The sequence below is a fragment of the Cystobacter fuscus genome (assembly GCF_044360685.1).
Taxonomy (GTDB): Bacteria; Myxococcota; Myxococcia; order Myxococcales; family Myxococcaceae; genus Cystobacter; species Cystobacter fuscus_C.
Window position 1 is genome coordinate 9,920,768 of sequence record NZ_CP043491.1, and the last position, 24,013, is coordinate 9,944,780.

Below are 24,013 nucleotides of genomic sequence, written 5' to 3' on the forward strand. Positions count from 1 at the left end.
GCCCGTGAATTCGTGGGAGGAACATGGCTGGCGAGACCCGAGTGATGCCGCGCGTGGCGCACGTCATTCGCAAATACAATCCCGCCGAGTGGGGAGGCATGGAGACCCATGTGGAGCAGCTGGCACGCCATCTCGCGCTCCTGGGCTGGGGGGCGGAGATCCACGCGCCCTACATGCTCTCGGGCTCCAGTGGCTCCGGCCATGCCCTGGATCCCACGGTCCCCGTCACGCGCTTCCACGTCCTGTCTCCGTACCTCGGCTCCGCGAGCAAGCGGCGGGCGCTCAAGGAGACCGGCAGCGTGCTCACGGTGGATGAGCCCCTGCGGCTGTTGTTGGACCGTCAGCTCCCGCTCGTCCATCTGCACACGGCCGGCCGGATTGGCGGGGCCGTGCGAACCGCCCTGCGGCTGACGAAGCGTCCCTATGTCATCTCCATCCATGGGCCGCTGCTCACCGTCCAGGACTGGCAGCAGAAGGCGATGGCGGAGCGCTTCTCGGGGGCGGTGGACCTGGGCCGTCCGTTCGGGATGCTCGTGGGCGCGCGCCGCGTGCTCGACGACGCCGCGCGGATCATCGTCTTCAACGAGGAGGAGCGGCAGGCCATGACCGCGAAGTACGGCCAGCGCGTCATCCTCATGGAGCAGGGGGTGGATCTCCAGCGGATGGAGTCGGGCGACGCGGAGCGGGCACGCCGCCGCTGGCCGCATCTCGCCAAGGGCCCGGTCATCACCGTGCTCGCCCGTCTGACGCGGGCGAAGAACCAGCTGCTGGCCATCCAGGCCTTCGCCCGGGGAGCCCCGCCGGACGCGCACCTCGTGCTGGCGGGCGCGACGGTGGAGGCCGACTACCGCGCCCTCCTCGAGAGGGAGATCCAGGCGTCCGGCCTGGGCGCGCGCGTGCACCTCATGGGCAACCTGGATGCCAAACAGGAGGTGCCCGATCTGCTCGCCCTGTCCAGCCTGATGATGATGACCTCCCACGTCGAGCCGTTCGGTCTGGTGGTCCTGGAGGCCTGGGCGGCGGGTTGCCCGGTGCTCATGGGCAAGCGCTTCGGCCTGGCGATCCTCGCGGACGCCATCGGGAAGCAGGGCCTGTTCGTGGACTCGCAGGAGACGGAGGACTGGGCCTCGGCCCTGCGCTCGTGCTTCGCGTCTCCCGAGCGGCTCGACGCCGCGGCACGGGCGGGCAAGGACGTCGTCCGCCAGCGCTTCAGCTGGACCGCCTTCGCCCAGCGGACGCAGGACGTCTATCTGGAAGTCCTCGAGGAGAACCGTCGCCGTGCGAGGTAGCGCCCTGATTCGAGCCCTGTCCCGGCAGGCCTTCCGCTCGGCCCTGGCGCGCTCGGCGCGGCGCCTCGACGAGGGGGAGATGCGGCGTCCCGCCATGGTCTTCGCGCCGCATCCCGACGACGAGACGCTCGGCTGTGGCGGGACGATCCTCTTGAAGCGGCGCCTGGACGTGCCGGTGCGGATCGTGTTCGTGACGGATGGCTCCGGCTCGCATCCGGAGCTGCTCCCGCCCGAGGAATTGAGCACGCTGCGCGCACGCGAGGCCCTGGAGGCCTCGGAGCTGCTGGGAGTCGACGCCTCGCGCGTGCACCTGCTGGGCTTTCCCGACCGCTACCTGCTGGAGCATCGGGAGGAGGCCATCTCCCGGGTCGTCGCCCTGCTGGAAGAGCATCGGCCCGAGCAGCTCTTCGTTCCCTACGCGGCCGGAGAGAACCCGGACCATGGCACCACCTGTCTCATCGTGCACGAGGCCCTGCGGCGCGTGAACCGGCCCGTCACGGTCTTCGAGTACGCCGTCTGGTCCTGGCGCTACTGGCCGAACGTGCGCCGGGATGGCTCCCTGAGGGATCCACGGACGTGGGTGCGCAATACGGCCTCGACGGTGAGGGGACTGGTGCGCTCCTCGGCGTTCCGCACGTGCGTGAACGTCCACGAGGTGCTCGCGGGTAAGCGGGCGGCCCTGGCCCGGCACACCTCCCAGCTGGAACGCCGCCACGGCGACCCGCGTTGGGTTACCCTCCGGGATGTCGACGGAGGAGAGTTCCTCGAATGCTTCTTCGACGGCTTCGAGTTCTATCGTCGCATCGACTTCAACCCACGACCCATCTCATGAACCAAGACCAGGACACCCCCGCAGAGCGCGCCAAGGTGCGCGTCCTGTTCGTCGCGTGGTTCCTCCGCCCGGATCGCAAGTGGCTGGGCGAGTTCCTGCCTCCCGAGCGCTTCGAGTGCTCGTACGTGGGCCTGGAGGAGCGCGTCGACTCGACCCAGAAGCGCACGCCCGGCAAGAAGTGGCTGCAGCTCGTCCAGCTCGCCCTGAAGGCCCGTTTGCACCTGGCGCGCCATCCGCAGGACGTGATCGTCACGGCGTTCCCGCAGGGAGGCTTCACGCAGGGGCTCGTGAACCTGCTGACCTTCGAGCGCACCCCGCATATCGTCTGGTACTTCAACTGCGGCCACGAGTACCACGGGGCGCGCAAGTGGCTGTCACGCATCGCCTACCGGTACGTGGACCGGTTCATCGTCTACACGAAGCAAGAGCGCACCGCGTACGCGCGCACCTTCGCCGTGCCGGAGTCCCGCTTCCACTTCACGTACCTGACCGGAGTGCCGCTCGAGGCCGAGAAGTTCCGCGGGGCGCGCGAGCGCTTCGGGCTGGCGCCGCGCTACATCGCCTCGCTCGGCTCGTCGGGCCGGGACTACGCCACCCTCTTCAAGGCGGTGGAGGGCCTGCCCATCCAACTGGTGGTCGTGGCGCATCCACATGGCCTGCCCTCCGGACCGGTTCCGGCCAACGTCAAGGTCATCACCAGCATCCCCCAGCAGGACTACCTGAGCATCATCGCGGAGGCGGAGCTCGTCGCCATTCCCGTCAACAACCAGGAGACGGCCAGCGGGCAGATGACCCTCATCCAGGCCATGTCGCTCGGCGTGCCGGTGGTGGCCACCCGGTGCATCGGCACCGAGGACTACATCCGCCACGGGGAGAACGGCTGGTTCGTGCCCATGGGAGACGTGGAGGAATGGCGGCGCACGCTGCGCTCGGTGCTCGAGGATCCCGAGGCGCTCCGCCGCACGGCCGGCCACGCGCTGCGCTTCGCCCAGGAGCGCTTCACCGACCGGGCGGGAGCCCAGGTGCTGATCGAGCTGGCCGAGGAGCTGTGTCCGGTGGCCGCGCAGGAGGCGCTGGCTTGAGCGAGCGGTCCTGATGGAAATCAAGTCGATCCTCTTCCTGCTGGTCTCGGCCGTGGTGCTCTACGTGGGGTGCGGCTGGGTGGGGCGCGCGTCCTGGCGCAAGGACGTCTGCGTCTTCCTCCTGGTGCTGGGCACCGTCCACTCCGGCCTCATCGACATCAACCTGATGAGCCGGGAGTGGTACCGCGGCACCACGCGCGGCCTCGAGTGGTCCTGGCTCGACTACCTGTGGATCTTCGTCCTCGTCGACGAGCTGAAGCGCAGGAAGCCCGGCACGGCCATGCCCATGTGCCTGTCCGCCATGGTGCTGTTCGTCGGCTACAACGCGCTGCGCGTGGTGACGTCGGACCCGTGGATCTTCGGCCTGTTCGAGCTGTCGAAGATGATCCGCGCCACCCTGCTCTTCCTCGCGGTGGCCCTCTACGTGAAGGAGGAGCGCCACCTGCGCATCATCGTCGCGGCCCTGGCACTGTCGACCTCGTACGAATTCCTCGCGGCCGTGTACTCGCGGGTCATCCTGGGCCATGCCCGGGCGGACGGGACGCTCAACCACCCGAACAGCCTGGCCATGTACAACCTGATGACGGCGCCGATGCTGTTCGCCGTCTACCTCTCCGACGCGCCGCGCAGGCTGCGGCGCTGGTGCGGCGTGGGCGCGCTGCTCGGCACCCTGTCGGTGGTGATGACCATCTCCCGCGCGGGCTTCGTCGGCATCCTGCTGCTGCTCTTCGGGGTGGGCCTCACCTGCGGCTTCTGGAAGAACCCGGTTCGCGTGGCGGTGACCGCCGTGCTCCTCGCCGTGGTCGGCACGGGGCTGTACCTCAAGCTCGGAGACGCCTTCAACTCCCGCTTCGAGACGTCACTGGCCGCGGAGTATGGGGACAAGCCCACCGAGGGCCGCATCGTCTACCTCAACCTGGCCGATCTCATCGTCAACGAGCGGCCCTGGGGCTGTGGCCTGAACAACTGGTCCTGGTGCGTCAGCAACCGCTACGGGCCGATGCTGGGGATGCGCTACCTGCCCTACGAGAGCACCGACGAGCGCCCTCGCGTCAGGCCCATCCCCGCGGGCTCCAACGTGGAGGCACCCCAGGCCGCTCCGGCGCACAGCCTGTACGCCATCACCCTGGGTGAGAGCGGGTGGCTGGGGGTCATCCTCCTGGGCGTGCTCTGGTGGCGCTGGCTGAAGCTGGGGGCGAGCTTCCTGCGCGCGCGCTCCCCGTCGTTCCGCTCCCGCTTCGGCACCGGCGTCTTCTTCGCCCTGCTCGGCGTGGTGTTGCAGAGCCTCGTCGAGTGGGAGATCCGCCAGACGCCCCTGCTCTTCCTGCTGCACATCCTGCTGGGCGCCCTCGCCAGCCTGTATCCGGCGCGGCCCTCGCGGTGGGTGGAGGCCCGGCTGCGCGCGCGTGCCCGCGCCCGCCGCCGCCTGGAGCTGAGCGCTCCCGTGACGAACACGCCCTCCGGCAGCAACGCCTGAAAACGAGGCGTACCCCGCGAGGCCCGGAGCCCTGGGCCTCGCGGCCAGGAGTCGTGATGCCGACCCTTCACCACGGGGCCCTTGCCGAGCCCCCGGCCCGATGGTTACGACGCCCCCCTGCGGCGCATCACCCAGACAAAGGAAGGCGAGGCATGAAGCGGATTCTCCTGGCGGTGGTCACCCTCACGTACGCGCTCGGGTTCTCCACGGGCTGCGCGAAGGGCAAGAAGTTCAACGTGGGGCGCACGGCCGCCTCCATCCTCATCTCGGATCAGCAGGAGAACCAGCTCGGCCTCCAGGTGAAGCAGGAGCTGGAGACGAAGGAGAAGATCAAGTACCTGGAGGACCCCACCGTCGTGGAGTACGTGCGCGGCCTCTCCTCGCGCATCCTGCAGCAGGCCAACAAGGATCGCCCCGGGGTGAAGTGGAAGATCAACGTCATCGATGATCCGAAGACGGTGAACGCCTTCGCCACGCCGGGCGGCTACCTCTACGTGTACACGGGCCTGCTGCTCGCGGCCGAGAACGAGGCGGAGGTGGCCGGCGTCATGGGCCACGAGGCCGGGCACGTGGTGGGCCGCCACTCCGCCCAGGCGATGCTGCTGCAGTACGGCGAGCAGGCCGTCATCGAGGCGGCGCTCGGCAAGAACGCCGGGACGGTGTCGAAGATCGCCGCGGGCCTGGCCGGCAATGGCGCGGCCCTGGCCTTCAGCCGCGGCAACGAGACGGAAGCGGACGAGCTGGGCGCCAGGTACATCTCGGCGGTGAACTACGATCCGCACGCCCTGGCCTCCTTCTTCCAGAAGCTCGCGGCCCAGGAGGGCAAGACGCCCGCGGTGCTCAAGTGGCTGAGCACGCACCCGGCGAGCGCCGACCGCGTCGTGCACATCAACCAGTTCATCCAGCAGAACCGGTTGACGGGCTCGGAGCTGGGCGGCAACCAGCTCGCCGCCATCAAGCAGCGCCTGCGCAAGTAGGCGCCCGCGCTACGGCAGGGGCGTGCGCTCGGGCTCTCCCGCTGGGGGAGTCTCGGGTGGCTCCTGCCGCAGCTCGGCGGGGGGCTCGATGTCGGTGGGAGCGCGCTCGGCCATGCGCCGGCGCCACCGCCAGAAGCCGAGCCGCTCGCGCCCCGAGCCTCCCGCCTCCACCTGCGCCTCGCCCTTGAGGTGGGGAGTCTCGATGGGCGGGGGCCGTCCTTCCGCGCGCGCCGCCTCGGCCTCGGCCTGCTCGAGGATGGCGTTCACCTCGCCGCCGAGGATGAAGATGAGGCCGGTGAGGTAGAGCCACAGCAGCAGCACGATGACGCCGCCGATGGAGCCATAGGTGACGTTGTAGCGGCCGAAGTGCTCGACGTACTGGGTGAAGCCCCAGGTGGTGAGCAGCCACAGCACGCTGGCGATCAGCGCGCCGGGGGACAGGAAGCTGTAGCGGTGGCGCACCGCGGGCAGGCGCCAGTAGCACAGGGCGAGCGCCAGCATGACGAGCGCGGTGATGGAGGGCCAGCGCAGCCAGGACCACACGGCATGGTAGGCGTTGAGCACGTGCAGGTGCTGGGCGATCCACTCCCCCAACCGCCCGCCCAACAGGAACAGGGTGAGGGCCACGGGGATGAACAGCGAGCCCGCCACGGTCATGAGCAGCGACAGCCCCTGGGTGTGCCACAGGGGCCGGTACTCGGGCACGTCATAGGCGAGGTTGAGCGCCCGGCGGAACGCGTCCACGCCGCGCGAGGCGGACCAGAGCGACAGCGCCAGACCGAAGGTGACCAGGCGCGGCTGGGTGTCCTGGGCGATGGCGCGCAGGTGCGCCTGCACCAGGCCCAGGGCATCCGCCGGCATGAGCGGGCCGAGCCGCTCCACCATGGACAGCACCGCGCCCCGCTCCAGGGGCAGGTGGGCCGCGAGCGTCACGACGAAGAAGAGGAAGGGGAAGAGCGCGAAGAGGAAATAGAAGGCGAGCTGCGCCGCGCACTCGGTGACCGCGTCCTCCTCGATCTCCACCCAGAGGCGCCGGAAGAACTCGCGCCATGTCAGGCTCCTCGGCTTACGCAGTCGCATTCCTTCCCGGCCCGGGTCCTGGGGGTTGAGCGGGGAAGCTAGCCACGAGAGGGGCCCGAGCACCAGTGCCCGGCCCATGCCACGCAGCCTGGAGGCCTGCTACCCTTCACCCCCACCATGCCCGTGCTCCCACTCGTCCTCCTGCTGACACTCACCGCTGGCGATGACCGGACCATCCCCCCGGGATGCCGTGAGGACTACGGGACGTGCCGCGAGGACTGCACCATCGACTTTGGCGGCAGCACGACGAAGTACCAGCAGCTCAACCAGTGCGTCGCCCGGTGCACCCGGGAGCGTGACGCGTGCACCACCCGCTTCTACACGCTCCGGGACACCACGGGAGACCAGCCCGCCTCCCCCACCGGCCCGGCTCCGGCCTCGGAGCAGTTCGAGGATCCCTCGAAGCCCACGTCCTTCCAGGACACGGAGCGCCGGGGCGTCTACCGGGCCAACGAGGCCAGGCCCCCCGCGGAGTCCGCCCCGGAGGAAGAAACGTCCGCCGCCCCACCTCCCCCCGCGCCGGCCGAGCCCGACGTGGAGTCCAAGCTGGAGCCCGAGGAGGAGCCTGCTCCCGCGCCGAAGCCGCCCGCCGAGGTGAAGAAGAAGAGCACGCCCACCCGGGGAAAGCGGGAGGAGATCCGCATCTTCGGTGATTCCGACGACACGGCCACCGAGGAGTCCCAGCCCGCGAAGCCCACGGCGACCCCGAAGAAGGGCGGCTCGAGGCGGGAGCGCTGAAACGGAACGTCTTTCCGGACTGTGCCTGCCCAGACACGAGTACGGAGCTGACCATAGCCAGCGCATGGTCGCCCTCCTCATCGACGGACTGCGCTACGGCGCCGGCTCCTCCGAAAGCAGTCCGGCCTCGCACCGGAAACGACGACCCCGGTGAAAACGCCGGTGCCGACGGTCAAGGCGGCGACGGCGAGGAGCTCCGCGGGCTAGGCGCGCTGGACGCCCACGCGCCCGGGGGCCGTGGGGGCGCGCTGGGTCAGCCGCACGCCGATGAGCACCAGGGCGCCGCCGAGGATCAGCTCCCCGTGCAGGGACTCGCCGAGCAGGAGCCACGCGGCGAGCGCCGTCATCACCGGCTGCAGGTTGGAGAAGATGGCCGCGTGCGAGGCGGGCACCTTGGTCAGGGCGTAGTACCAGATGAGGTAGGCCACCACGGACGTGAGAACGGCCAGGTAGGCGATGCTGCCCAGGGCGGAGGGGCTCGCGGAGAAGGTGCGCGCGGGCTCGAGGACGAAGGGGGCCACGGGCAGCAGGAGCAGGGCGGCGGCCACCATGCTCCACGCGGTGGAGCGCACCGAGCCGTGGGCGGAGGCGAAGGGCTTGCCCTCGGTGGTGTAGGCGATCCACGCGCTCACCGCGCCGAGGATGAGCAGATCCCCCAGCAGCGAACCGCGCGCCGAGGCCAGCCCCCGCCCGAGCAACAGCACCACCACGCCGGTGAGCGCCGAGAGGATGCCGAGCACGGCGCGCGACGAGGCCCGCTCCTGCCCGCGCGCGAGCCCCAGCAGGTACACGCCGAGCGGCATGAGCGCGTAGAGCAGCGCCGCGTGGGCCGCGGTGGAGCGGGACAGCCCGTGGAAGAACAACACCTGGTTGAGCGGGCCCGCGAGCAGGCCGAGCATGAACACGCGGCGCCACTCCGAGCGCGGCGGCAGCTTGGGTCCGGGCGTGAAGGCGAGCAGCAGGCAGAAGAGGGTGGCGCTGAGCACGAAGCGCCACATCACCACCGTGAGCGGGGGCAGCTCCTCCATGGCGCGCTTGCCGGCCAGGTACGTCCCCGCGTTGATGACGACTTGCAGGAACAAGGCTGCGTAGACCCCGCTGAGCGGCTCGCGCTGGGCGGGAAGGATCTCGGTGGTGGAGGCCTGCACGCGGCGACACGTAGCAGATAAACCCTCGCGATTCACTGCGCGGTCAGCCATCTCCTCCCGCGTGGAATGTCACCAGGACAAGTGTCAGGGATTGAGGTGGAGCAGGGCCCACTCGGCGGCGTGGCGCACCACCTCGCTGGGATCCTCGCGCAGCCGCTCGAGCAGGGGCCGGGCCTCCGTGCGTTTCGCGGCCCCGAGCGCGTACACGGCATTGCGGCGCAGGCCGTCGTACTTGGCCCGGCCGAGCGCGGTGCCGGGAATGAGCTGCTCGTACTGCTCGGGGGTGAGCGCCGCCAGCTCCATCACTCCCAGTTCGGCGATCGCCCGGGGAGCGAAGCGCGCGTTGGGCGTGGCCACGGGCCGGCGGTTGAGGGGGCAGACGTCCTGGCAGATGTCGCAGCCGAAGACGAGGTTGTCCATCTCCACGCGGAAGGACTCGGGCACCTCGCCGTGACGGTTCTCGATGGTCTGGTAGGAGAGGCAGGCCCGAGCGTCCACCCGGCCCTGACCGAGCAGCGCCCCGGTGGGACACGACATGATGCACAGGTGGCAACTGCCGCAGCGATCGGCGGTGGGACCGTCGGCGTACGCGTCCACCTCGGCGTCGAGGATGAGCACGGCCAGGAGCACCCACGAGCCCAGCGGCTCGGTGATGAAGCAGCCATTCTTGCCCACGTACCCCAGCCCGGCGCGGGCGGCCCACACCTTCTCCATCATCGGGCCCGAGTCCACGCCGCCGTAGTCGCGCACCTCGGGGTACGCCGCCTTGAGCCGGCGGCGGAAGGACTTCAGGCTGTCGCGCAGGGTGGAGTGGTAGTCCCGGCCCCGCGCATAGCGGGCAATGGGCGAGTCCTCCGCCCGGGGCTCTTCCCGGTAGTAGTTGGTCGCGAAGGCGATCACCGTGCGCGCGCCGGGCAGCAGCAGGGAGACGTCGAGCCGCTCGGCCGTCCGCTCGCCCAGCCAGTCCATGTCGGCGTCGCAGCCCGCCGCCAACCACTCCAGGAGGAAGTCCCCCGGAATGGGCTCGGCGCGCGCGAAGCCCACGAGATCGAAGCCCACCTGGGAGGAGAGCTGGCGGAGGTGTTCGGTGGACAGCGGAGGCACGGTGTCTACATAACCCAATCGCCGCGCCCCTTCCGAGATGACCCACGGGACTAGGTCGTTGGCTTCTCCGCGATCCACTTCACGTCCTCGACGCCCGCCCGGCGGTTGGCCACGCGCGCCATGACGAAGAGCAGGTCCGAGAGCCGGTTGAGGTAGGCCACCGCGTCCTTGGAGGCCTCGCCCTCGCTCAGGGCGGTGACCACGCGGCGCTCGGCCCGCCGGCACACCGTGCGCGCCAGGTGCAGCGCCGCGGCCGCCTGGACGCCCGCGGGCAGGATGAAGTGCGTCATGGGGGACAGCTCGCCCTCGAAGGTGTCGATCGCCCGCTCCATGTCGGAGATCCACTCGGCCTTGAGCGGGGGGATGAAGCCGGAGGCCTTGGTGCCGGGGGGCGTGGCCAGCACCGCCCCCACCGTGAAGAGCTGCTCCTGCAGGCGCTGGAGCAGGGCATCCAGATCGGACGGCATGGACAGGGAGCGCGCCAGCCCCAGCGTGGCGTTCAGCTCGTCCACCTCACCGTAGGCGTCCACGCGGACGCTGTCCTTGCGGACCCGTCCTCCACCAAACAGGCCCGTCTCTCCCGTGTCTCCAGTCTTCGTGTAGATCTTCAAGGGTGGGTTCCTTTTCGTCGGACAGTCAGCACCGCGCGGGGCCGAAAATCTCGCGCCCCGGGGGGTCGTGGGCTAGGAGAAATCCATGACACCGTACCTCGCCCTGCTCGAGCACGTCCTGCACCACGGTACGAAGAAGAGCGATCGCACCGGCACCGGCACGCTGAGTGTCTTCGGCCATCAGATGCGCTTCGATCTCACGAAGGGCTTCCCCCTGGTGACGACGAAGAAGCTCCACCTCAAGTCCATCATCCACGAACTGTTGTGGATGCTCGCGGGCGGCACGAACGTGCACGCGCTCCAGGCGCACGGCGTCACCATCTGGGACGAGTGGGCCGACGCCGAGGGCAACCTCGGCCCCATCTACGGCCACCAGTGGCGCTCCTGGTCCACGCCCGAGGGGGGCGCCATCGATCAGATGACCCAGCTCGTCGAGGGGCTGAAGAAGAACCCCGACTCGCGGCGCCACCTGGTGAGCGCGTGGAACGTGGCGGACCTGGGCGCCATGAAGCTGCCGCCCTGTCACATCCTGTTCCAGTTCTACGTGGCCAACGGGCGGCTGTCCTGCCAGCTCTACCAGCGCAGCGCGGACATCTTCCTGGGCCTGCCCTTCAACATCGCCTCCTATGCCCTGCTGACGATGATGGTGGCGCAGGTGACGGGGCTCGAGGCCCATGAGTTCATCCACACCTCGGGCGACGCGCACCTCTACCTCAACCACGTGGAGCAGGCGCGCGAGCAGCTCAAGCGCGAGCCCCGGCCCCTGCCCCGGATGACGCTCAACCCGGCCGTCCGTTCGCTCTTCGACTTCAAGTACGAGGACTTCACCCTCAGTGGGTACGAGCCCCACCCCGCCATCAAGGCACCGGTGGCCGTATGAGGCTGTCGGCCATCGTGGCGATGGCGTCCAACCGCTGCATCGGCCGGGACAACACCCTGCCCTGGCGCCTGCCGGCGGACCTCCAACGATTCAAGCGGCTCACCCTGGGACACACGCTCCTCATGGGCCGCAAGACGTACGAGTCCATCGGCCGGCCGCTGCCCGGCAGGACGATGCTCGTGGTGACGCGCCAACACGGTTGGGCCCCCGAGGGCATCGAGGTGGCGCACTCCCTGGAGGAGGCCCTGGCGCGGGCCCGCGGCGACGAGGTCTTCCTCGCGGGCGGCGCCCAGCTCTACGAGCAGGCGATGGACCGGGTGCGTCGGCTGTACCTCACACGCATCGACCGCGAGTACGAGGGCGACACCTTCTTTCCCGACGTGGACCTGTCTACCTGGCGCCTCACCGCCGAGGAGACCCACCCGGCCACCGACACCACCCCTCCCTTCGCCTTCCTCACCTACGAGCGTTCATAACCCCCCGTTTTGATTCTGACTCGCAACATTGAGAATATGTGGGCGGACTGGTAGAGGGTGGAGCGTGAAGCGCACCGGTCTACTGCTGCTGTCCCTGCTGCTCACGGCGCCGGTGGCCACCGCCGCCGAGAGCGAGTCCGAAGCGCGCACCTGGCACCGCCTGGTGGGCATTCTGCAGTACCTGCAGGCCGATTATCCGGCGGCGGTGGAATCCAGGTCGGACTTCGAGCTGGCCGAGCAGCGCAGCTTCATCGCCGAGGCCACCGAAGCGGCGCGCGAGCTGGGACGCCCCGGAGAGGCGTTCGTCACGCGGCTGGAGGAGATCAAGGCCCGGGTGGACAAGGCCGCGGATCCCGAGGGCGTCAGCCAGGACTGCGGCGCGCTGGTGGAGGACCTGGTGCTCGCGGGAGGACTGGCCCGCAGCCCGCGGATGGCGCCGGACTTGAAGGTGGGCGAGCGCGTCTACCAGGAGAGCTGCGCGGCCTGTCACGGCGCGGACGGACGCGCGCAGGTGCCCATCGCACAGACGATGGAGCCGCATCCCACCAACTTCCATGATGCGGAGATCATGGGCGGGCTCACGCCCTACAAGGCCTTCAACACGGTGGGCTTCGGCGTGCCCGGCACCTCCATGCCGGGCTATCCCACCCTGACCGAGGAGGAGCGCTGGGGTCTGGCCTTCTATGTCCTCACGATCCGCCAGCCCGCGTGTGACGCCGTCCCGCCGCGCGTGTCGCTGGAGAAGCTCGCCAACTCCACGGACAACGAGCTCGTCCAGGCCTACGGGCAGGAGCACCTCGCGTGCCTGCGCCGCAAGATGCCCGACGTGGACGAGGAGCGCGGCCTGCTGGTGACGCGCGAGTTCGTGGAACAGGCGCTCAAGCTGGGCGCCTCCGGCGACATGCTGGGCGCGCGCAACGCGCTCCTGGACGCCTACCTCAAGGGGCTGGAGCCGGTGGAGGTGAAGCTCCGGGCGCGCAACCCCGACCTGGTGCTCAAGCTGGAGAAGGCCTTCCTGGACACGCGCGTGGCCGCCGAGCGCAAGAGCCCGCATCTCCAGGACGAAGGCCGCGTCCTCCTGTCGTTGCTGGACGAGGCGCGCCGGACCAGTGGCGACACGATGAGCTTCCTGTCCGTCATCTGGATCACCCTGCTCATCCTGCTGCGCGAGGGCTTCGAGGCGACCATCATCATCGCCGCGCTGCTGGCGATGCTGCGCAAGATGCAGGCGCCCGAGTACGCGCGCGTGGTGCACCTGGGATGGGTGTCCGCGCTGGTGGTGGGGGCGCTCGCCTTCATCTTCGGCCGGCACCTGATGAACGGGGCCAACCGCGAGATGCTCGAGGGCATCGCCGGGCTCGTGGCGGTGGGGATGCTGCTGTACGCGGCGCTGTGGCTCAACGCGCGCGCCAACATGAGCAAGTTCATGGGCGAGCTGCGCGAGAAGATGAAGGGGGCGCTGGGCCGCGGCAGCATGATGGGCCTGTTCGCCATCGCCTTCACCTCGGCGCTGCGCGAGAGCGTGGAGACGGCCATCTTCCTGCAGGGGCTCGCGCTCGACTCGGCGTCGGGCGTGGCCTGGGGGTGCGCCGCGGGCGCCGTGGCGCTCACCGTGCTCGTCCTCTTCGTCAACCGCGTGGGCTACAAGCTGCCCATGAAGACGCTCTTCAAGGCGTCCACCGTGCTGCTCGTGGTCACCGCCATCATCCTCCTGGGCAAGGCGATCCGTGCCCTCCAGGAGGTCGCCCTGGTGCCCATCCAGCCCATCCGCTTCGTCACCATCGACCTGCTCGGCATCTACCCCGACGCCATGTCGCTCATCCCCCAGGCGGTGCTCACGGCCATTCCGCTCGCCCTGCTCCTCATCAAGCGGCGCGGCGGCGGAGCGGCGAGCCTGGCGGACAGCTCGTCCCAGGCCGAGGCTCAGGCCGGGAAGTAGCGGCCGGACTCCTCGCGCACCCGGCCCTCCTCCCGCAGCTTCAACAACACCGCCAGGGCACTGCGCTCCGCGATGGGCAGCAGGAACGCGGGCGTCTCCGTGTAGGCGCGCTCCACCACCTGCGCCAGCGTGACCCCCTCCGCGGGCACCGCCGCCACGATGCGCGCCTCGCGCGCCGCCCGGTGGTCCAGGTACTCCTGGAGCTTGCCCGGCCCATCCGGAATCGCCATGCCATGCGCCGGGTGCAGCGTCGTCACCGGCCAGTCCCGCAGCCGCGCGAGCTGCCGCAGGTACTCGCCCATGTCCCCCTCGGGCGGGTCGATGACGATGGAGCCCACGCCCGCCACCATGTCCCCCACCACCGCCGCGCGCGTGCGCTCGTCCACCAGGCACAGGTGGCCCCGCGCATGCCCCGGCGTGTGCAGCACCCGCCAGCGCTGGGGCGGAGTCCCCGCCAGCTCCAGCACCTCCCCGTCCTCCAGCAGCCGCTCCGTCGGCACGGGCACCCGGTCCGCCGTGCGCGCATGGCACCACAGGGGCGCGTTCAGCCGCGCCTTCACCGCGCCCACGCCCCCGATGTGGTCTCCATGGTGGTGGGTGAGCACCACCGCCTTCACCCGGGCCCCTTCCGCCACCAGCCCCTCCACCATCTCCAGCAACCCCTCCACCTCTTCCTCGTCCCCCGCCCCGGGGTCCACGAGCAGCAGCTCGCCATTGCCCAGCACGTACACGTTGGTGTGCGTGGCCGGGGGCAGGGTCGCCGTGCGCACGGGGAACACCCGCACGCCCTGGTGGTACTCGATGCGCCGCGCGATGAAGTCCGGGCCCAGCGGCGGCGAGGCCAGCTCCGCCAGCACCGCCTCGCGCGAGCCGAAGCGCGCCATCACCCGCAGCACGTGCACCGCGGGCGGGTGCAAGAGCGCCGTGCCCAGCTCCCAGCGAGAGAGCGCATCGGCCGGCGTCACCCACGCCGCCTCCGACAGCTCCCCGGCCCACCACTCCGCCCGCATCCCCTCGCCCACCTCCACCAGGTAGAAGAAGGTGTCGAAGCGCACGGGCGCGAACTCCGGCGTCACCCACCGCCCCGCCGCCGGGAAGTCCTCGGCCCGCAGCACGAGCCCATGCCGCTCCAGCAGCGCTCCCCACGACTCATCCGCCAGGAGCGCCCGGCGCAGCGCCGTCACCTCCTCGGGGGAGAGGCGCTCGGCGCCCTCGGCCACCAGCACCCCGGTCTCCTCCAGCAGCTCGCGCGCCGCGGCTGCCCGCAGCGCCGCCTCTTGACCCGAGGCCCCGCGCACCGGCACCGCCGCGTCCGCCTTGTCCACCTTCCCGCCGGGAAAGGCATAGAAGCCGCCCGCGAAGGCGAGCGCCTTCTCGCGCTTCACCCAGAAGACCTCCACCCCCGTGGGCGTGCGGCGGTAGGGCACCACCACCGACGCGAGCCGGGGCACCGCGACGGGGGGCGGCGGAGGCGCTCCGGCGATCGTCTCACTCATTCCCGCACCGCCTGTCCAAGCAGCCGCGCCATCATGTTGCGCGCGTCTTCGATTTGATCCGGCCGCACATATACCCGGGACAGCCGCACCGCGCCCTTGTAGCGCTGGTAGAGCGGCGTGTAGCGCGCCACCTCCGTGAGCCGGCCGGTGGACACGTCGATGATGAACAGGCTCGGCCCCGCGCCCTCCGAGAAGTACTTGGAGAGCACGCCCCGGGACTCCACCGTGAAGTGCTCGAAGCCGCCCGTCACCAGCGCGCTGCGCAGCACCTCCAGGTCATAGCCCACGTCCCGCTCGGTGAACTGCGCGAGCAGCTTGAAGCCCTGGCGCGACGCGATGCGCTGGGCCCAGCGGTTCTTCGAGCGGCGCAGCGTGTACCAGAGCGCCACGTCGTCGCAGTAGAGGAAGGCCTCGGGGTCGGCGGGGATCTCGAACTCGCCGGGCGCCTCCTCGTAGTAGCGCCGCAGCATGTGATCGAAGTTCACCGAGGTGTGGTGGTAGTACACCGACAGGAACATGTGGTGGCGGCTGAGCAGGAAGTCCTCGAAGGCGAACGCCGCCGCCCGGCTCAACGCCAGATAGGCGCGCCCGTCCTTGATGGCCGGGTTCAGGTTGGACACCAGCCAGTCCATGTCGTACCGGCCGTAGTTCACGCCCGTGTAGAACGAGTCGCGCAGCAGGTAGTCCATCCGGTCCGCGTCCAGCTCCCCGGACACGATGGCGCGCAACAGCGGCGTCCAGTCCACCCCCTCGTGGGAGAAGCCGGGATCCCTCGGGGGCCGGGCCCCGGTGATGAGCCCCACCGCCGCCTCGGGGGTGATGCCCAGGGGCGCGTAGCTCTCCTGGATGAGCGGCGTGAGTGAGCTGTCCAACAGAAGCTTGGCGGTGAAATCTTCGTGCGTGGCCTGCTCGCCTTCCGCCACGGGGTCCAACCAGGCCGGGAGCCGCAGCAGCGCACGCCGGGGGGCGATGCTCTCGGAGGCATGGGACAGGGGCATGTGCCCCAGGTCATGACACAGCACGGCGAGCCGGACGGCGGCGTTGAAGCGCTCGCGCACTGGCGCGGGCAGGCCCGAGCGGGCGGTGACGGCGAGGAAGACCCGGGAGGCCACGTGCATGGCGCCAAGCGAATGCGCATGCCGGGTATGGGTGCCCCCTGGGAATGCCAGGTCGCCGAAGCCCAGTTGGCGCACGTGGCGAAGCCGTTGGTAGAACCGGCTGTCAATGACGGCCTTCTCCTCGCCACTCACATCGATGGTGCCGTGGATGGGGTCACGAATCCGCATGGTTCTCCTCATACTTCCAGACACTGCTCAGCGGCCAGCCAATCGGGCCCGCTGTGAACTGTCCTCCCCCCTGGGGACGTGCTAACCCTGGCCGTCGACACATGCCCCGCATGCACATCGCCATCCTGTACAACCGAGACCATGAGCAGTTGGAGGACGACCCGGGTCGGGAGGCGCGAGCAGACGTGATGCGAGTGGCCTCCGCGCTCTCCGAGGCCCTCACCCAAGATGGAACCCAGGTCGAGCTTGTTCCCGTCACGGGCTCCCGGCTGGAGTTCGTGGACGTGCTCGCCCGGATGCAGCCCGACCTGGTCATCAACCTCTGCGAGTCCGTGGCGGCGGACAGCCGGGCGGAGACCATCATCCCCTGCCTGCTGGACATGCTGGGGCTGCCCTACACGGGCGCGTCCGCGCTCTCGCTGACGCTCGCCCTGCACAAGGACAAGGCCAAGGAGTTGCTCAAGGCGCGCGGCGTCTCCACCCCGGGCTTCGCGCGGGTGGACCGGCTCGAGGACCTGGACGCGCTGACCCTGCCCTTCCCGCTCATCGTCAAGCCGGCGCGCGAGGACGCCAGCGTGGGCATCACGAGCGACTCGGTGGTGCACGACCGGGAGGGCCTGCGCCGCGCGGTGGACACGGTGCTGCGCACCTTCCACCAGCCCGCGCTCGTCGAGCAGTTCATCGCCGGCCGCGAAATCTACGTGCCGCTCCTGGGCAACTCGCCCCGCCGGGCCCTGCCCCTGTCGGAGATCCGCTTCGGCCAGCTCTTCGCCGATCGGCCCAACATCGTCACCTACGCGGGCAAGTGGGAGGCCGGCTCACCCGAGTACGTGAACACCCCCTCCGGCCCCTGTCTGCTGACGGACAGTGACCTGGAGGCGCGGCTGGTCCAGACGGCGATGGATGCCTTCGCCGCGCTGGAGGGCCGGGACTATGGACGCGTGGACATGCGCGTCACCCCCGAGGGCGTGCCCTACGTCATCGACATCAACCCCAACTGCGATCTCCACCCGGAGGCGGGCTTCGCCAAGGCCGCGCGTTCGGCCGGAATCGACTACCGCACCCTCGCCCGGCAGCTCGTGGCGATCGCCCTCGAGAGACACCATGGACATCCGACCGCTCGCAGAAAAGGACCGGGAGCCCCTCGCCTCCCTGATTCGTCGAATCGAAACCTTCTCCCAGGACGAGCAGGTGTGCGCCATCGAGCTCGTCGATCTCGCGCTTCAGCCGAATAACCCCGACTACAAGATCCTCGTCGCGGACCGGGACGGGACGATCGTCGGTTACGTGTGCTACGGCCCCACGCCGATGACGGAGGGCACGTACGACCTGTACTGGATCGCCTCGGACCCGCAGGTGCGGGGCCAGGGCGTGGGCGCCTCGCTGGTGTCGGGCATGGAGGCGGACCTGCGCCGCCGGACGGCCCGCATCATCCGCGTGGAGACGAGCGCCACCGAGGCCTACGGTCCCACCCGCGGCTTCTACGCCTCCATGAAGTACACGGAGGAGGCGCGCATCCGCGACTTCTACAAGGTCGGCGACGACCTCATCATCCTCACCAAGCGGGTCTGAGCCGCACCACGCGCCAGGCCCGCGCGCCGGAGCCGCGCGCGTGACTTCCCTCAAGACCTTCCTCCCCCTGAGCGCCGCCGTCCTGGGCCTGGCGCTCGTGCAGTGCAAGAAGCAGGACGCCGCGCCCGCGGCGCCTCCTCCGGTCCAGGCGCAGCGGGCCCCCGAGGCCGCCGCCGCGCCCCCGCAGGCACCCGCCGCCGTCTCCGACGTGGTGAAGGCGAAGAGGCCCGCGGGGGGCGAGTACCTGGGCCTGTACCTCGTGGACAAGAAGGTGGGCTACGTCTTCAACGACCTGGGCCTCATCCCGGGCCGGGAAGACCGGGTGCGCGCCATCAATGAATTGCACTTCAAGGCACAGGTGGGGGCGCGGCTGTCCGAGCGCGTCCACCGCGAGGAGCGCATCTACGAGGCCCGTCCCGGCGGCAGGCTGGTGGCCTTCACCATCGAGCAGCGTGGGGATGGCGGCACGCAGACGCTGGTGGGCAGCGCCACGCCCACGGGGATCAGCGTGGTGCGCAAGCGTCCGGGGATGCAGGACGAGACGGTGAACCTGCCGGCCACGTCGGAGGTGGTGGAGGACGCGGACCAGGTGCGCGTGGCGCTGCTGCGCCGGAAGGACGTGAGCGGGGCGGTGCTGGATGGGATGGACCTGGGCACCTACAAGCTCGCCACCACGGTGCAGCCCTCGGAGGAGCGGCTCATCAGCGGCGTCAAGGTGAAGGTGGGCCGGGCGGTGAGCGTCTCGGACAAGGAGAAGGTGCCGGTGACGGCCTGGGTGGCCGAGGAGGACGGGCGGCTCTTGGAGATGGAGTATGGCCAGACGATGAAGGCACGCGCCGAGCCCGAGGCGGTGGCCAAGCGGCTGGATCTGGTGGAGGTGTTCGGCCTGACGCGCGTCGTGCTGCCCAAGGCGCTGCCCGAGTCGGCGCACGCGATTCCCGGCGAGGTGAAGCTGGTGATGGAGAACCTGCCGGAGAAGTTCCAGCAGGACAGCTACCGGCAGAAGTACCAGCGCGAGAAGGACGGGCGCGTGCTGGTGACGCTGTCCGCGAAGCCTCCGGAGCCCAAGGTGCTCAAGCCCCGGCCGCTGGCGGACCCCGAGGGCGGGGAGAACCTCAAGACGTCCATCATCATCGAGAGCGACAACCCGCGCATCGTCGAGCAGTCACGGATGCTGGTGGGGGGAGAGAAGGACGCGTACGCGGCGGCGAAGAAGATCGTCGAGTGGGTGGCGAGCACGCTGCAGAAGGACTACGGGGCGAGCGCGGACCGGGCCACGGACGTGCTGCGCCAACGCAAGGGAGACTGCACGGAGCACTCGCTGCTGACGGTGTCGCTGCTGCGCGCGGCGGGCATTCCGGCCCGGCGGGTGGATGGCGTCATCTACATGGTGAACGCGGATGGAGTCCCGGCGCTCTACTGGCACGAGTGGGTGGAGGCCTTCGTGGGCGAGTGGACGCAGATGGATCCGACCTTCAACCAGGTGGTGGCGGACGCCACGCACTTCGGCGTGGGGCGGGAGGGCAACGCGGAGATCACTCCGCTCATCGGCTCGCTCAAGGTCCTTGAGGTGCGATAGAAACAGGCCTACCTGACGTCCGCCTATCAGGTAGTGCCACTGAGGCAGCGCATACACCACCGAGGGGGACGAAAAATGGCTTTGCGCCTCCTGGGAAAAGAGAGCGCTGCCGATGCCTCAGTTGCATTGAAGACTGGCGGTTGGACACTTGTCGCTGCCTTGCGTTCGCGATTGAGCGGTGCAGCGGTCACGCCTCACCGGCTTGCACACCTGGCAGCACTCCTGCCGCTGGCAGTCCTGCTTTCAGGATGCGCGTCAACCGTGACAGGACTGATCCAACCAGCACATTTCCAGTTCATCACGACCGTACCACACAGGAGACCCGGCCCTGGTGGATGGCGCGTGGCATGTGTCCATGCCCAGATCAATAACGGAGACACTGGAGAGCCGTATACCTGCATATTCGGCGTCGAAATGCCAATAGAGAGCAACAGCGGCCCCATTTCCACCCCCCTTGCCCAGCGCATCTCGGCGGACTGCGCCAACGAGGCCGCATACGCGGTGCTCTCAACAATGACCAGGCCCCCGCCGCCACCGCTCTACACACTGTGTATAGGTGTCAGAAAAGCATTCGAATCGAGGCTCACCACAGCCATTCCGGGTTCACGAGTCAAATCGACCTGTGACTCCATGGCGAAGCCAGTCATATTTGGTATTCCCGCCCCCAAACCCTAGCCGTCTAGATATTTTGTGATGCCCTCCAAAGAAGAGCTGATTGCCCTCGTCCGGAAGTATTACGACTCAAGCAACGCCTTCATGTTCACGACAGAACCGAGTCCCGAGATCAAACGACATGACGAAATTTGGAAACAATGGATCGCGCACATGGAGCCCTGGTATGCATTCAGGGACGAGTTGAGAAGTACGCTTCCCAACTACGTCATTGGGGAAACGTACCCATCAATGGATGGCGGCCCCCGGTGCATGGTTTACCTGCCAAAGGAGTCATGGTCACCCAAATCTAATTGGGACGTCGTGGGCTGTGTGAGTCTGTTGGCACCTGTCTACTTCGTATACGGTGTGGAGTGGGACTACATCGACGGCCGTAGGCAAAACATCAGGGCCAACTTCGAGCAACCTCCTCCCGGCATGGCCTGGCCGGCCCAGGTTGTCGCCAGGACGATTGAAAAAATATTTGGTTTCAGCGCGTTTCCTCGTGAGCTGGTGGAAACACCTGTGCCCCTCTATGCCGGATTGCTCGAGCCGCCCGAAACAACCCTCTTCCATACGCTTTTCACAAGTGCTCCCAGCAACATTCCGTAGCGCAGAGAAGCCTGAAGGTCGCGACAGGTGCAGGCCCGTTTACAATGACTGTTGTCGGCTCCGCGAACTGGCCGAAACCCTGAAATTTCCGGCTATGGACAAAGCAGTTGATTGGTTGAAGTAGCACCACGAAGAACTCTTGGCTGGTACCGTGGTCGTCATTTCCGGGGTGGTGTTCGTCGCGGTTGTCGTGGGCAGCGGAGGAACCGCTCTGGTCCTCGTTCCAGCAGTCCTGCTCGTGTCGTCTGATGTTTCTTCCGAACCCCAAATCGCGGCGGTGCAGCCATGACGTCCTCCACCCTTCTTTCCGATTCACACGAGGTGATTGGGAAGCTCTGGAGCGATGCGCAGTCACCCGAACAGGCCCGCCTTCTGGGGCTCGCGCGAGATGCCATCCACTTCGTTTTCACGACGGGACAGCGGTATCAATTCTCAGACTTCCGCAAAACCCTCTCGTCTGATGCCCACCCCGCCGCGACCGTCGGCCCGCCTCCAGATGGCTCCGCGAGTCTCGAGGAGCGCATGGAGGAAGCGGCTGGCTTCTTCACGAAGCTTCGCGACGAGGCCGATTCCTCCGAGGAGAAGAAGCGTCTCCAGGTCTTTCTCGATGCATTCCACTTCATCGCATTGACCGGTCAGTCCAGCGCTTTCGGGGAGTACCTCGAGCACGTCGAGGCGGGTGCACCTCCTTATGCTATTGCCTCTTTTGATACGAGGGAGGAGGCGGAAGCCTGGCTTGGAAATCACCCCCATCCTCCCGATTTCGCCAACGTGCTGATCGCGAACGGCTATCACGATGTGTTCCATGACCGTGAAACGAACGTCCGCCGCCTGCTGCGCAACCGCGGTCTCGAGTACTACCTCGCGGAGCTCGCACAAGAGGAGCCTCCCGTCGCCGCCGCCTCTTTCGCCAGCCTTGAGGAAGCAGAGGCCTGGCTGACGGCACAACCCGAGCCAGCCAGATGGGCGTGGGTGTCCATCGCAGGTGAGCCCTACCTCGCGGTGTATCATCCCAACATCGACCACCGTGCCCTCTACCCCCTTTCCATGGCCAAGGGATACGAGCTGCCACCCGATGCACCGCAGGGGAGTGCGTGACAAGGCGTCGATGACGTCGAAGAAGCGCGCCTGGCGGGGCGCTGGCGCATCCACTTCTCACGTACGCCGATACAAGTCCCCGAGAAGGTGTCAGACGATTTATACGAGACGATTCGTGCGACTCGGGCGGGCCAGTTGGAGGCCCCTCCCGGGAGGATAGCGTCTCGCCAACGAGACCAAGGAAGCGCAACGGAATGTACACGGCTTGCTGGCTCCCAATGGGATGTGACTGGCCCGCTCCGTGATCAGGCGCCGTGCACCATGCCCGGTCCTCAGGACCTCTTCGCCCGCTACACCTTTGGCCGTCCCGAGCAGGCGGAAGCCCCAGAGTGTCAGCGGAAGAGGAGCGTGGCAGGTAGTGGGGGTGATGGACGGCGCATCGACAAGCCTACCGCTGCTGAGCCTGCTGCTGGGCCCACGACTCGGGGAGGAGCTCCCCATGGCCAGCGTCAGCGTTTCGTAATACAAATATGGCCATGACCACCCGGACGTTCCCACAGAGGCTCATGGAGGTGAGCCTCAGCCTTCTCCTTGTTTCCTGTAGCACCACCCGGCCCCTGGCTGCGGCCCAGAGCCCCACCGGCCCTCACGATCTGGCCAGGTATGTGCTCCTCATCCAGGAGATGCCAGATGGGCGGGTGGCACACGACTGGAAGCCGCTTAGGGATTTTGACCTGACGAGGCTCCAACATCCCCTGAGCGCGATGAGCTCGAACCGAGGCATCGTGCGCGTCTCCTCGACGGAACTGGAGGCATATTGCGAAGGTCGGCGACTCCAGTGCGAGCAGGACTGCCTCGCGAGTAGCAGGCCGGTCAAGGTCGGCCACTGGACATATCAAGATGTCAAGACAAAGCCGTGGCGCGAAGCCAAATGGCGGTGGTGTCCGACTCATTGCTTGGAGCAGGCAGTCCAGTGCAACAAGAAAAGGGGCAGCTGGGCCGAAGAATATGCCGCGGAGTTCAATGCGATAGAGCCCGCGGTTGATTGGATCAAGACGCACCGTGAGGAGCTTCTCGTGGGCACCGTCATCGTCATCGCTGGAGTCGCCTTCGTTGCCGCGGTCGCCGCCTCAGGCGGAGGTGCCCTCATCCTGATGCCGCTCGTGTTTGTCGCGGAGAACCCCTCGGGGTCGCCAGCCGCCCCCGCTCTCGCGGAGGCGACCCGATGAGCATCTATCACTCCCTTCACAGCGCATTTCTACTCGCCGCGTCTCGGCGGCACGCAGCGGAGCTCGAAGGCAGAAAAGAAGAACAGCGGCTCTGGATTCAGGTGAACGCGTACAGGGACTTCATCATGGCGACAGGCCAGGTCTACCTGTTCGAAGACTACCTCAAGGGGGTGGCTCCCATGCCATCTCCCCAGGTGAGCACCGCCCTCGAGGCGCATCAGGATACGATCTCGCAAAGGGTCATGGCACTTCTCCTGAAGGCTTTCGACGAGACACCTGTGCCTGAACAGAAGCAGTCCGTGAGCCTTCTCATCAGCCAGGTCAACTTCATCGCCGACACTGGCCAACTCGAGGCTTGCGAGGACTACATCACCAACCGCCTCGGCCATGCTCCGCTCGCCATCGCTCATTTCACGACGCGCGAGGAGGCGGAGGGCTGGCTGAAGGGCCTCGAGGAGCCCCCCAGTTCGGTGTTGATACTCATTGGCGATGAGTATCATCAGATGTGGCATGATCGTAAAGACAACACTCGCGGCATGTACCGCGAGTACATGCTCGAGCCCTATGTCGAAGGACTCGTCGCGGAAGGAATACCTCCCAACCCACCATCCTTCAAAACCCGTGCGGAAGCAGAGGCGTGGCTGGAGAACCACCCCACTGCACCTTTTGAGTTCGTGTCAATCGCCGGGGAGCATTACCTCGCGGTGCACCACCAGAGGCTGAAGCGCCACACGCTTCACCATGTGGCCTCCACCCTGACGCAGTGGGCGGAGAGGAAGCGGGCTGTCGAGCGTGAGGAGGCCCAAAATGCGGTGGTGGAGGCCGAAGGGGAGGACGAGTAGCCCCACGCATCCTCACCGAGGCGCCCACGGTCGCCGCGCGGCTGGGCCTGCTCGAGGACGCGCTCTCCGGGCGTC

At 68.2% G+C, this 24,013-nt stretch carries 22 protein-coding genes; 16 read left to right on the plus strand and 6 right to left on the minus strand.

The window, feature by feature from the left end:
- Positions 1-23 precede the first annotated feature (23 nt).
- From F0U63_RS40640 to F0U63_RS40660, 5 genes are all read left to right on the plus strand, one after another.
- Entirely contained in the window at positions 24-1,289 is a 1,266-nt protein-coding gene (locus F0U63_RS40640) for a glycosyltransferase family 4 protein (protein ID WP_395838969.1), read from the plus strand.
- Positions 1,279-2,121, plus strand: a complete 843-nt coding sequence (locus F0U63_RS40645; RefSeq protein WP_395838971.1) for a PIG-L deacetylase family protein — start codon at positions 1,279-1,281, stop codon at positions 2,119-2,121. The genes F0U63_RS40640 and F0U63_RS40645 overlap by 11 nt, the downstream gene beginning before the upstream one ends.
- Positions 2,118-3,203, plus strand: a complete 1,086-nt coding sequence (locus F0U63_RS40650) for a glycosyltransferase family 4 protein (protein WP_395838974.1) — start codon at positions 2,118-2,120, stop codon at positions 3,201-3,203. The genes F0U63_RS40645 and F0U63_RS40650 overlap by 4 nt, the downstream gene beginning before the upstream one ends.
- A 13-nt stretch (positions 3,204-3,216) precedes the next feature.
- The gene (locus F0U63_RS40655; protein WP_395838976.1) at positions 3,217-4,680 is read left to right on the plus strand and encodes an O-antigen ligase family protein; all 1,464 of its coding nucleotides are present in this window, start codon (positions 3,217-3,219) and stop codon (positions 4,678-4,680) included.
- Between the two features lie 152 nt (positions 4,681-4,832).
- Positions 4,833-5,657, plus strand: a complete 825-nt coding sequence (locus F0U63_RS40660) for a M48 family metallopeptidase (protein WP_395838978.1) — start codon at positions 4,833-4,835, stop codon at positions 5,655-5,657.
- 9 nt (positions 5,658-5,666) lie between these two features.
- On the opposite strand, the gene F0U63_RS40665 is transcribed toward F0U63_RS40660, so the two are convergent.
- A complete protein-coding gene (locus F0U63_RS40665; RefSeq protein WP_395838980.1) occupies positions 5,667-6,737 on the minus strand; it encodes a YihY/virulence factor BrkB family protein in 1,071 nt (356 codons plus the stop codon).
- A gap of 117 nt (positions 6,738-6,854) precedes the next feature.
- On the opposite strand from F0U63_RS40665, the gene F0U63_RS40670 reads away from it, so the two are divergent.
- Positions 6,855-7,475: a hypothetical protein gene (locus tag F0U63_RS40670; RefSeq protein WP_395838982.1), complete on the plus strand. Its 621-nt coding sequence runs from the start codon at positions 6,855-6,857 to the stop codon at positions 7,473-7,475.
- 203 nt (positions 7,476-7,678) lie between these two features.
- Here F0U63_RS40670 and F0U63_RS40675 read toward each other — a convergent pair whose 3' ends face one another.
- The 3 genes from F0U63_RS40675 to F0U63_RS40685 all read right to left on the minus strand — a co-directional run bounded on the left by F0U63_RS40675 (position 7,679) and on the right by F0U63_RS40685 (position 10,338).
- Complete coding sequence (locus tag F0U63_RS40675; protein ID WP_395838984.1) at positions 7,679-8,623, minus strand: DMT family transporter; 945 nt, start codon at positions 8,621-8,623, stop codon at positions 7,679-7,681.
- A gap of 84 nt (positions 8,624-8,707) precedes the next feature.
- Complete coding sequence (queG, locus tag F0U63_RS40680) at positions 8,708-9,727, minus strand: tRNA epoxyqueuosine(34) reductase QueG (protein ID WP_395838986.1); 1,020 nt, start codon at positions 9,725-9,727, stop codon at positions 8,708-8,710.
- A gap of 50 nt (positions 9,728-9,777) precedes the next feature.
- Positions 9,778-10,338, minus strand: a complete 561-nt coding sequence (locus F0U63_RS40685) for a cob(I)yrinic acid a,c-diamide adenosyltransferase (RefSeq protein WP_395838989.1) — start codon at positions 10,336-10,338, stop codon at positions 9,778-9,780.
- An 85-nt stretch (positions 10,339-10,423) separates the two neighbouring features.
- On the opposite strand from F0U63_RS40685, the gene F0U63_RS40690 reads away from it, so the two are divergent.
- The 3 genes from F0U63_RS40690 to F0U63_RS40700 all read left to right on the plus strand — a co-directional run bounded on the left by F0U63_RS40690 (position 10,424) and on the right by F0U63_RS40700 (position 13,633).
- The gene (locus F0U63_RS40690) at positions 10,424-11,218 is read left to right on the plus strand and encodes a thymidylate synthase (protein WP_395838993.1); all 795 of its coding nucleotides are present in this window, start codon (positions 10,424-10,426) and stop codon (positions 11,216-11,218) included.
- The gene (locus F0U63_RS40695) at positions 11,215-11,694 is read left to right on the plus strand and encodes a dihydrofolate reductase (protein ID WP_395838995.1); all 480 of its coding nucleotides are present in this window, start codon (positions 11,215-11,217) and stop codon (positions 11,692-11,694) included. The genes F0U63_RS40690 and F0U63_RS40695 overlap by 4 nt, the downstream gene beginning before the upstream one ends.
- 64 nt (positions 11,695-11,758) lie before the next feature.
- Positions 11,759-13,633, plus strand: coding sequence for an FTR1 family protein (locus F0U63_RS40700; protein ID WP_395838997.1), 1,875 nt, complete (start codon positions 11,759-11,761; stop codon positions 13,631-13,633).
- Here the strand turns inward: F0U63_RS40700 and F0U63_RS40705 are convergent.
- Together F0U63_RS40705 and F0U63_RS40710 are read right to left on the minus strand one after the other, a co-directional pair.
- On the minus strand, positions 13,618-15,129 hold the full coding sequence (locus F0U63_RS40705) for an MBL fold metallo-hydrolase (RefSeq protein WP_395838999.1): 1,512 nt from the start codon (positions 15,127-15,129) through the stop codon (positions 13,618-13,620). The genes F0U63_RS40700 and F0U63_RS40705 overlap by 16 nt on opposite strands.
- Positions 15,126-16,415: an HD domain-containing protein gene (locus F0U63_RS40710; RefSeq protein WP_395839001.1), complete on the minus strand. Its 1,290-nt coding sequence runs from the start codon at positions 16,413-16,415 to the stop codon at positions 15,126-15,128. Before F0U63_RS40710 ends, F0U63_RS40705 begins: the two co-directional genes overlap by 4 nt.
- Before the next feature lie 101 nt (positions 16,416-16,516).
- Here F0U63_RS40710 and F0U63_RS40715 point away from each other — a divergent pair, with 101 nt between their 5' ends.
- The 7 genes from F0U63_RS40715 (at position 16,517) to F0U63_RS40745 (ending at position 23,938) form a co-directional block, all read left to right on the plus strand.
- Complete coding sequence (locus F0U63_RS40715) at positions 16,517-17,650, plus strand: D-alanine--D-alanine ligase (protein WP_395839003.1); 1,134 nt, start codon at positions 16,517-16,519, stop codon at positions 17,648-17,650.
- Complete coding sequence (locus tag F0U63_RS40720) at positions 17,607-17,987, plus strand: GNAT family N-acetyltransferase (RefSeq protein WP_395839005.1); 381 nt, start codon at positions 17,607-17,609, stop codon at positions 17,985-17,987. Before F0U63_RS40715 ends, F0U63_RS40720 begins: the two co-directional genes overlap by 44 nt.
- A 40-nt stretch (positions 17,988-18,027) precedes the next feature.
- The gene (locus tag F0U63_RS40725) at positions 18,028-19,566 is read left to right on the plus strand and encodes a transglutaminase family protein (protein ID WP_395839007.1); all 1,539 of its coding nucleotides are present in this window, start codon (positions 18,028-18,030) and stop codon (positions 19,564-19,566) included.
- A gap of 693 nt (positions 19,567-20,259) precedes the next feature.
- On the plus strand, positions 20,260-20,829 hold the full coding sequence (locus F0U63_RS40730; RefSeq protein ID WP_395839009.1) for a hypothetical protein: 570 nt from the start codon (positions 20,260-20,262) through the stop codon (positions 20,827-20,829).
- 285 nt (positions 20,830-21,114) lie between these two features.
- Positions 21,115-21,927, plus strand: a complete 813-nt coding sequence (locus F0U63_RS40735; RefSeq protein WP_395839011.1) for a hypothetical protein — start codon at positions 21,115-21,117, stop codon at positions 21,925-21,927.
- 476 nt (positions 21,928-22,403) lie between these two features.
- Entirely contained in the window at positions 22,404-23,096 is a 693-nt protein-coding gene (locus tag F0U63_RS40740) for a hypothetical protein (RefSeq protein WP_395839013.1), read from the plus strand.
- The gene (locus F0U63_RS40745) at positions 23,093-23,938 is read left to right on the plus strand and encodes a hypothetical protein (RefSeq protein WP_395839015.1); all 846 of its coding nucleotides are present in this window, start codon (positions 23,093-23,095) and stop codon (positions 23,936-23,938) included. The genes F0U63_RS40740 and F0U63_RS40745 overlap by 4 nt, the downstream gene beginning before the upstream one ends.
- Positions 23,939-24,013 lie beyond the last annotated feature (75 nt).

Coding starts and splice junctions, on each gene's coding strand:
- F0U63_RS40745 (WP_395839015.1), top strand. CDS start 23,093: ATGAGCATCTATCACTCCCTTCACAGCGCATTTCTACTCGCCGCGTCT.
- F0U63_RS40710 (WP_395839001.1), bottom strand. CDS start 16,415: ATGCGGATTCGTGACCCCATCCACGGCACCATCGATGTGAGTGGCGAG.
- F0U63_RS40690 (WP_395838993.1), top strand. CDS start 10,424: ATGACACCGTACCTCGCCCTGCTCGAGCACGTCCTGCACCACGGTACG.
- F0U63_RS40670 (WP_395838982.1), top strand. CDS start 6,855: ATGCCCGTGCTCCCACTCGTCCTCCTGCTGACACTCACCGCTGGCGAT.
- F0U63_RS40660 (WP_395838978.1), top strand. CDS start 4,833: ATGAAGCGGATTCTCCTGGCGGTGGTCACCCTCACGTACGCGCTCGGG.
- F0U63_RS40655 (WP_395838976.1), top strand. CDS start 3,217: ATGGAAATCAAGTCGATCCTCTTCCTGCTGGTCTCGGCCGTGGTGCTC.
- F0U63_RS40715 (WP_395839003.1), top strand. CDS start 16,517: ATGCCCCGCATGCACATCGCCATCCTGTACAACCGAGACCATGAGCAG.
- F0U63_RS40695 (WP_395838995.1), top strand. CDS start 11,215: ATGAGGCTGTCGGCCATCGTGGCGATGGCGTCCAACCGCTGCATCGGC.
- F0U63_RS40650 (WP_395838974.1), top strand. CDS start 2,118: ATGAACCAAGACCAGGACACCCCCGCAGAGCGCGCCAAGGTGCGCGTC.
- F0U63_RS40735 (WP_395839011.1), top strand. CDS start 21,115: ATGACGTCCTCCACCCTTCTTTCCGATTCACACGAGGTGATTGGGAAG.
- F0U63_RS40730 (WP_395839009.1), top strand. CDS start 20,260: ATGCCCTCCAAAGAAGAGCTGATTGCCCTCGTCCGGAAGTATTACGAC.
- F0U63_RS40665 (WP_395838980.1), bottom strand. CDS start 6,737: ATGCGACTGCGTAAGCCGAGGAGCCTGACATGGCGCGAGTTCTTCCGG.
- F0U63_RS40740 (WP_395839013.1), top strand. CDS start 22,404: ATGACCACCCGGACGTTCCCACAGAGGCTCATGGAGGTGAGCCTCAGC.
- F0U63_RS40640 (WP_395838969.1), top strand. CDS start 24: ATGGCTGGCGAGACCCGAGTGATGCCGCGCGTGGCGCACGTCATTCGC.
- F0U63_RS40705 (WP_395838999.1), bottom strand. CDS start 15,129: ATGAGTGAGACGATCGCCGGAGCGCCTCCGCCGCCCCCCGTCGCGGTG.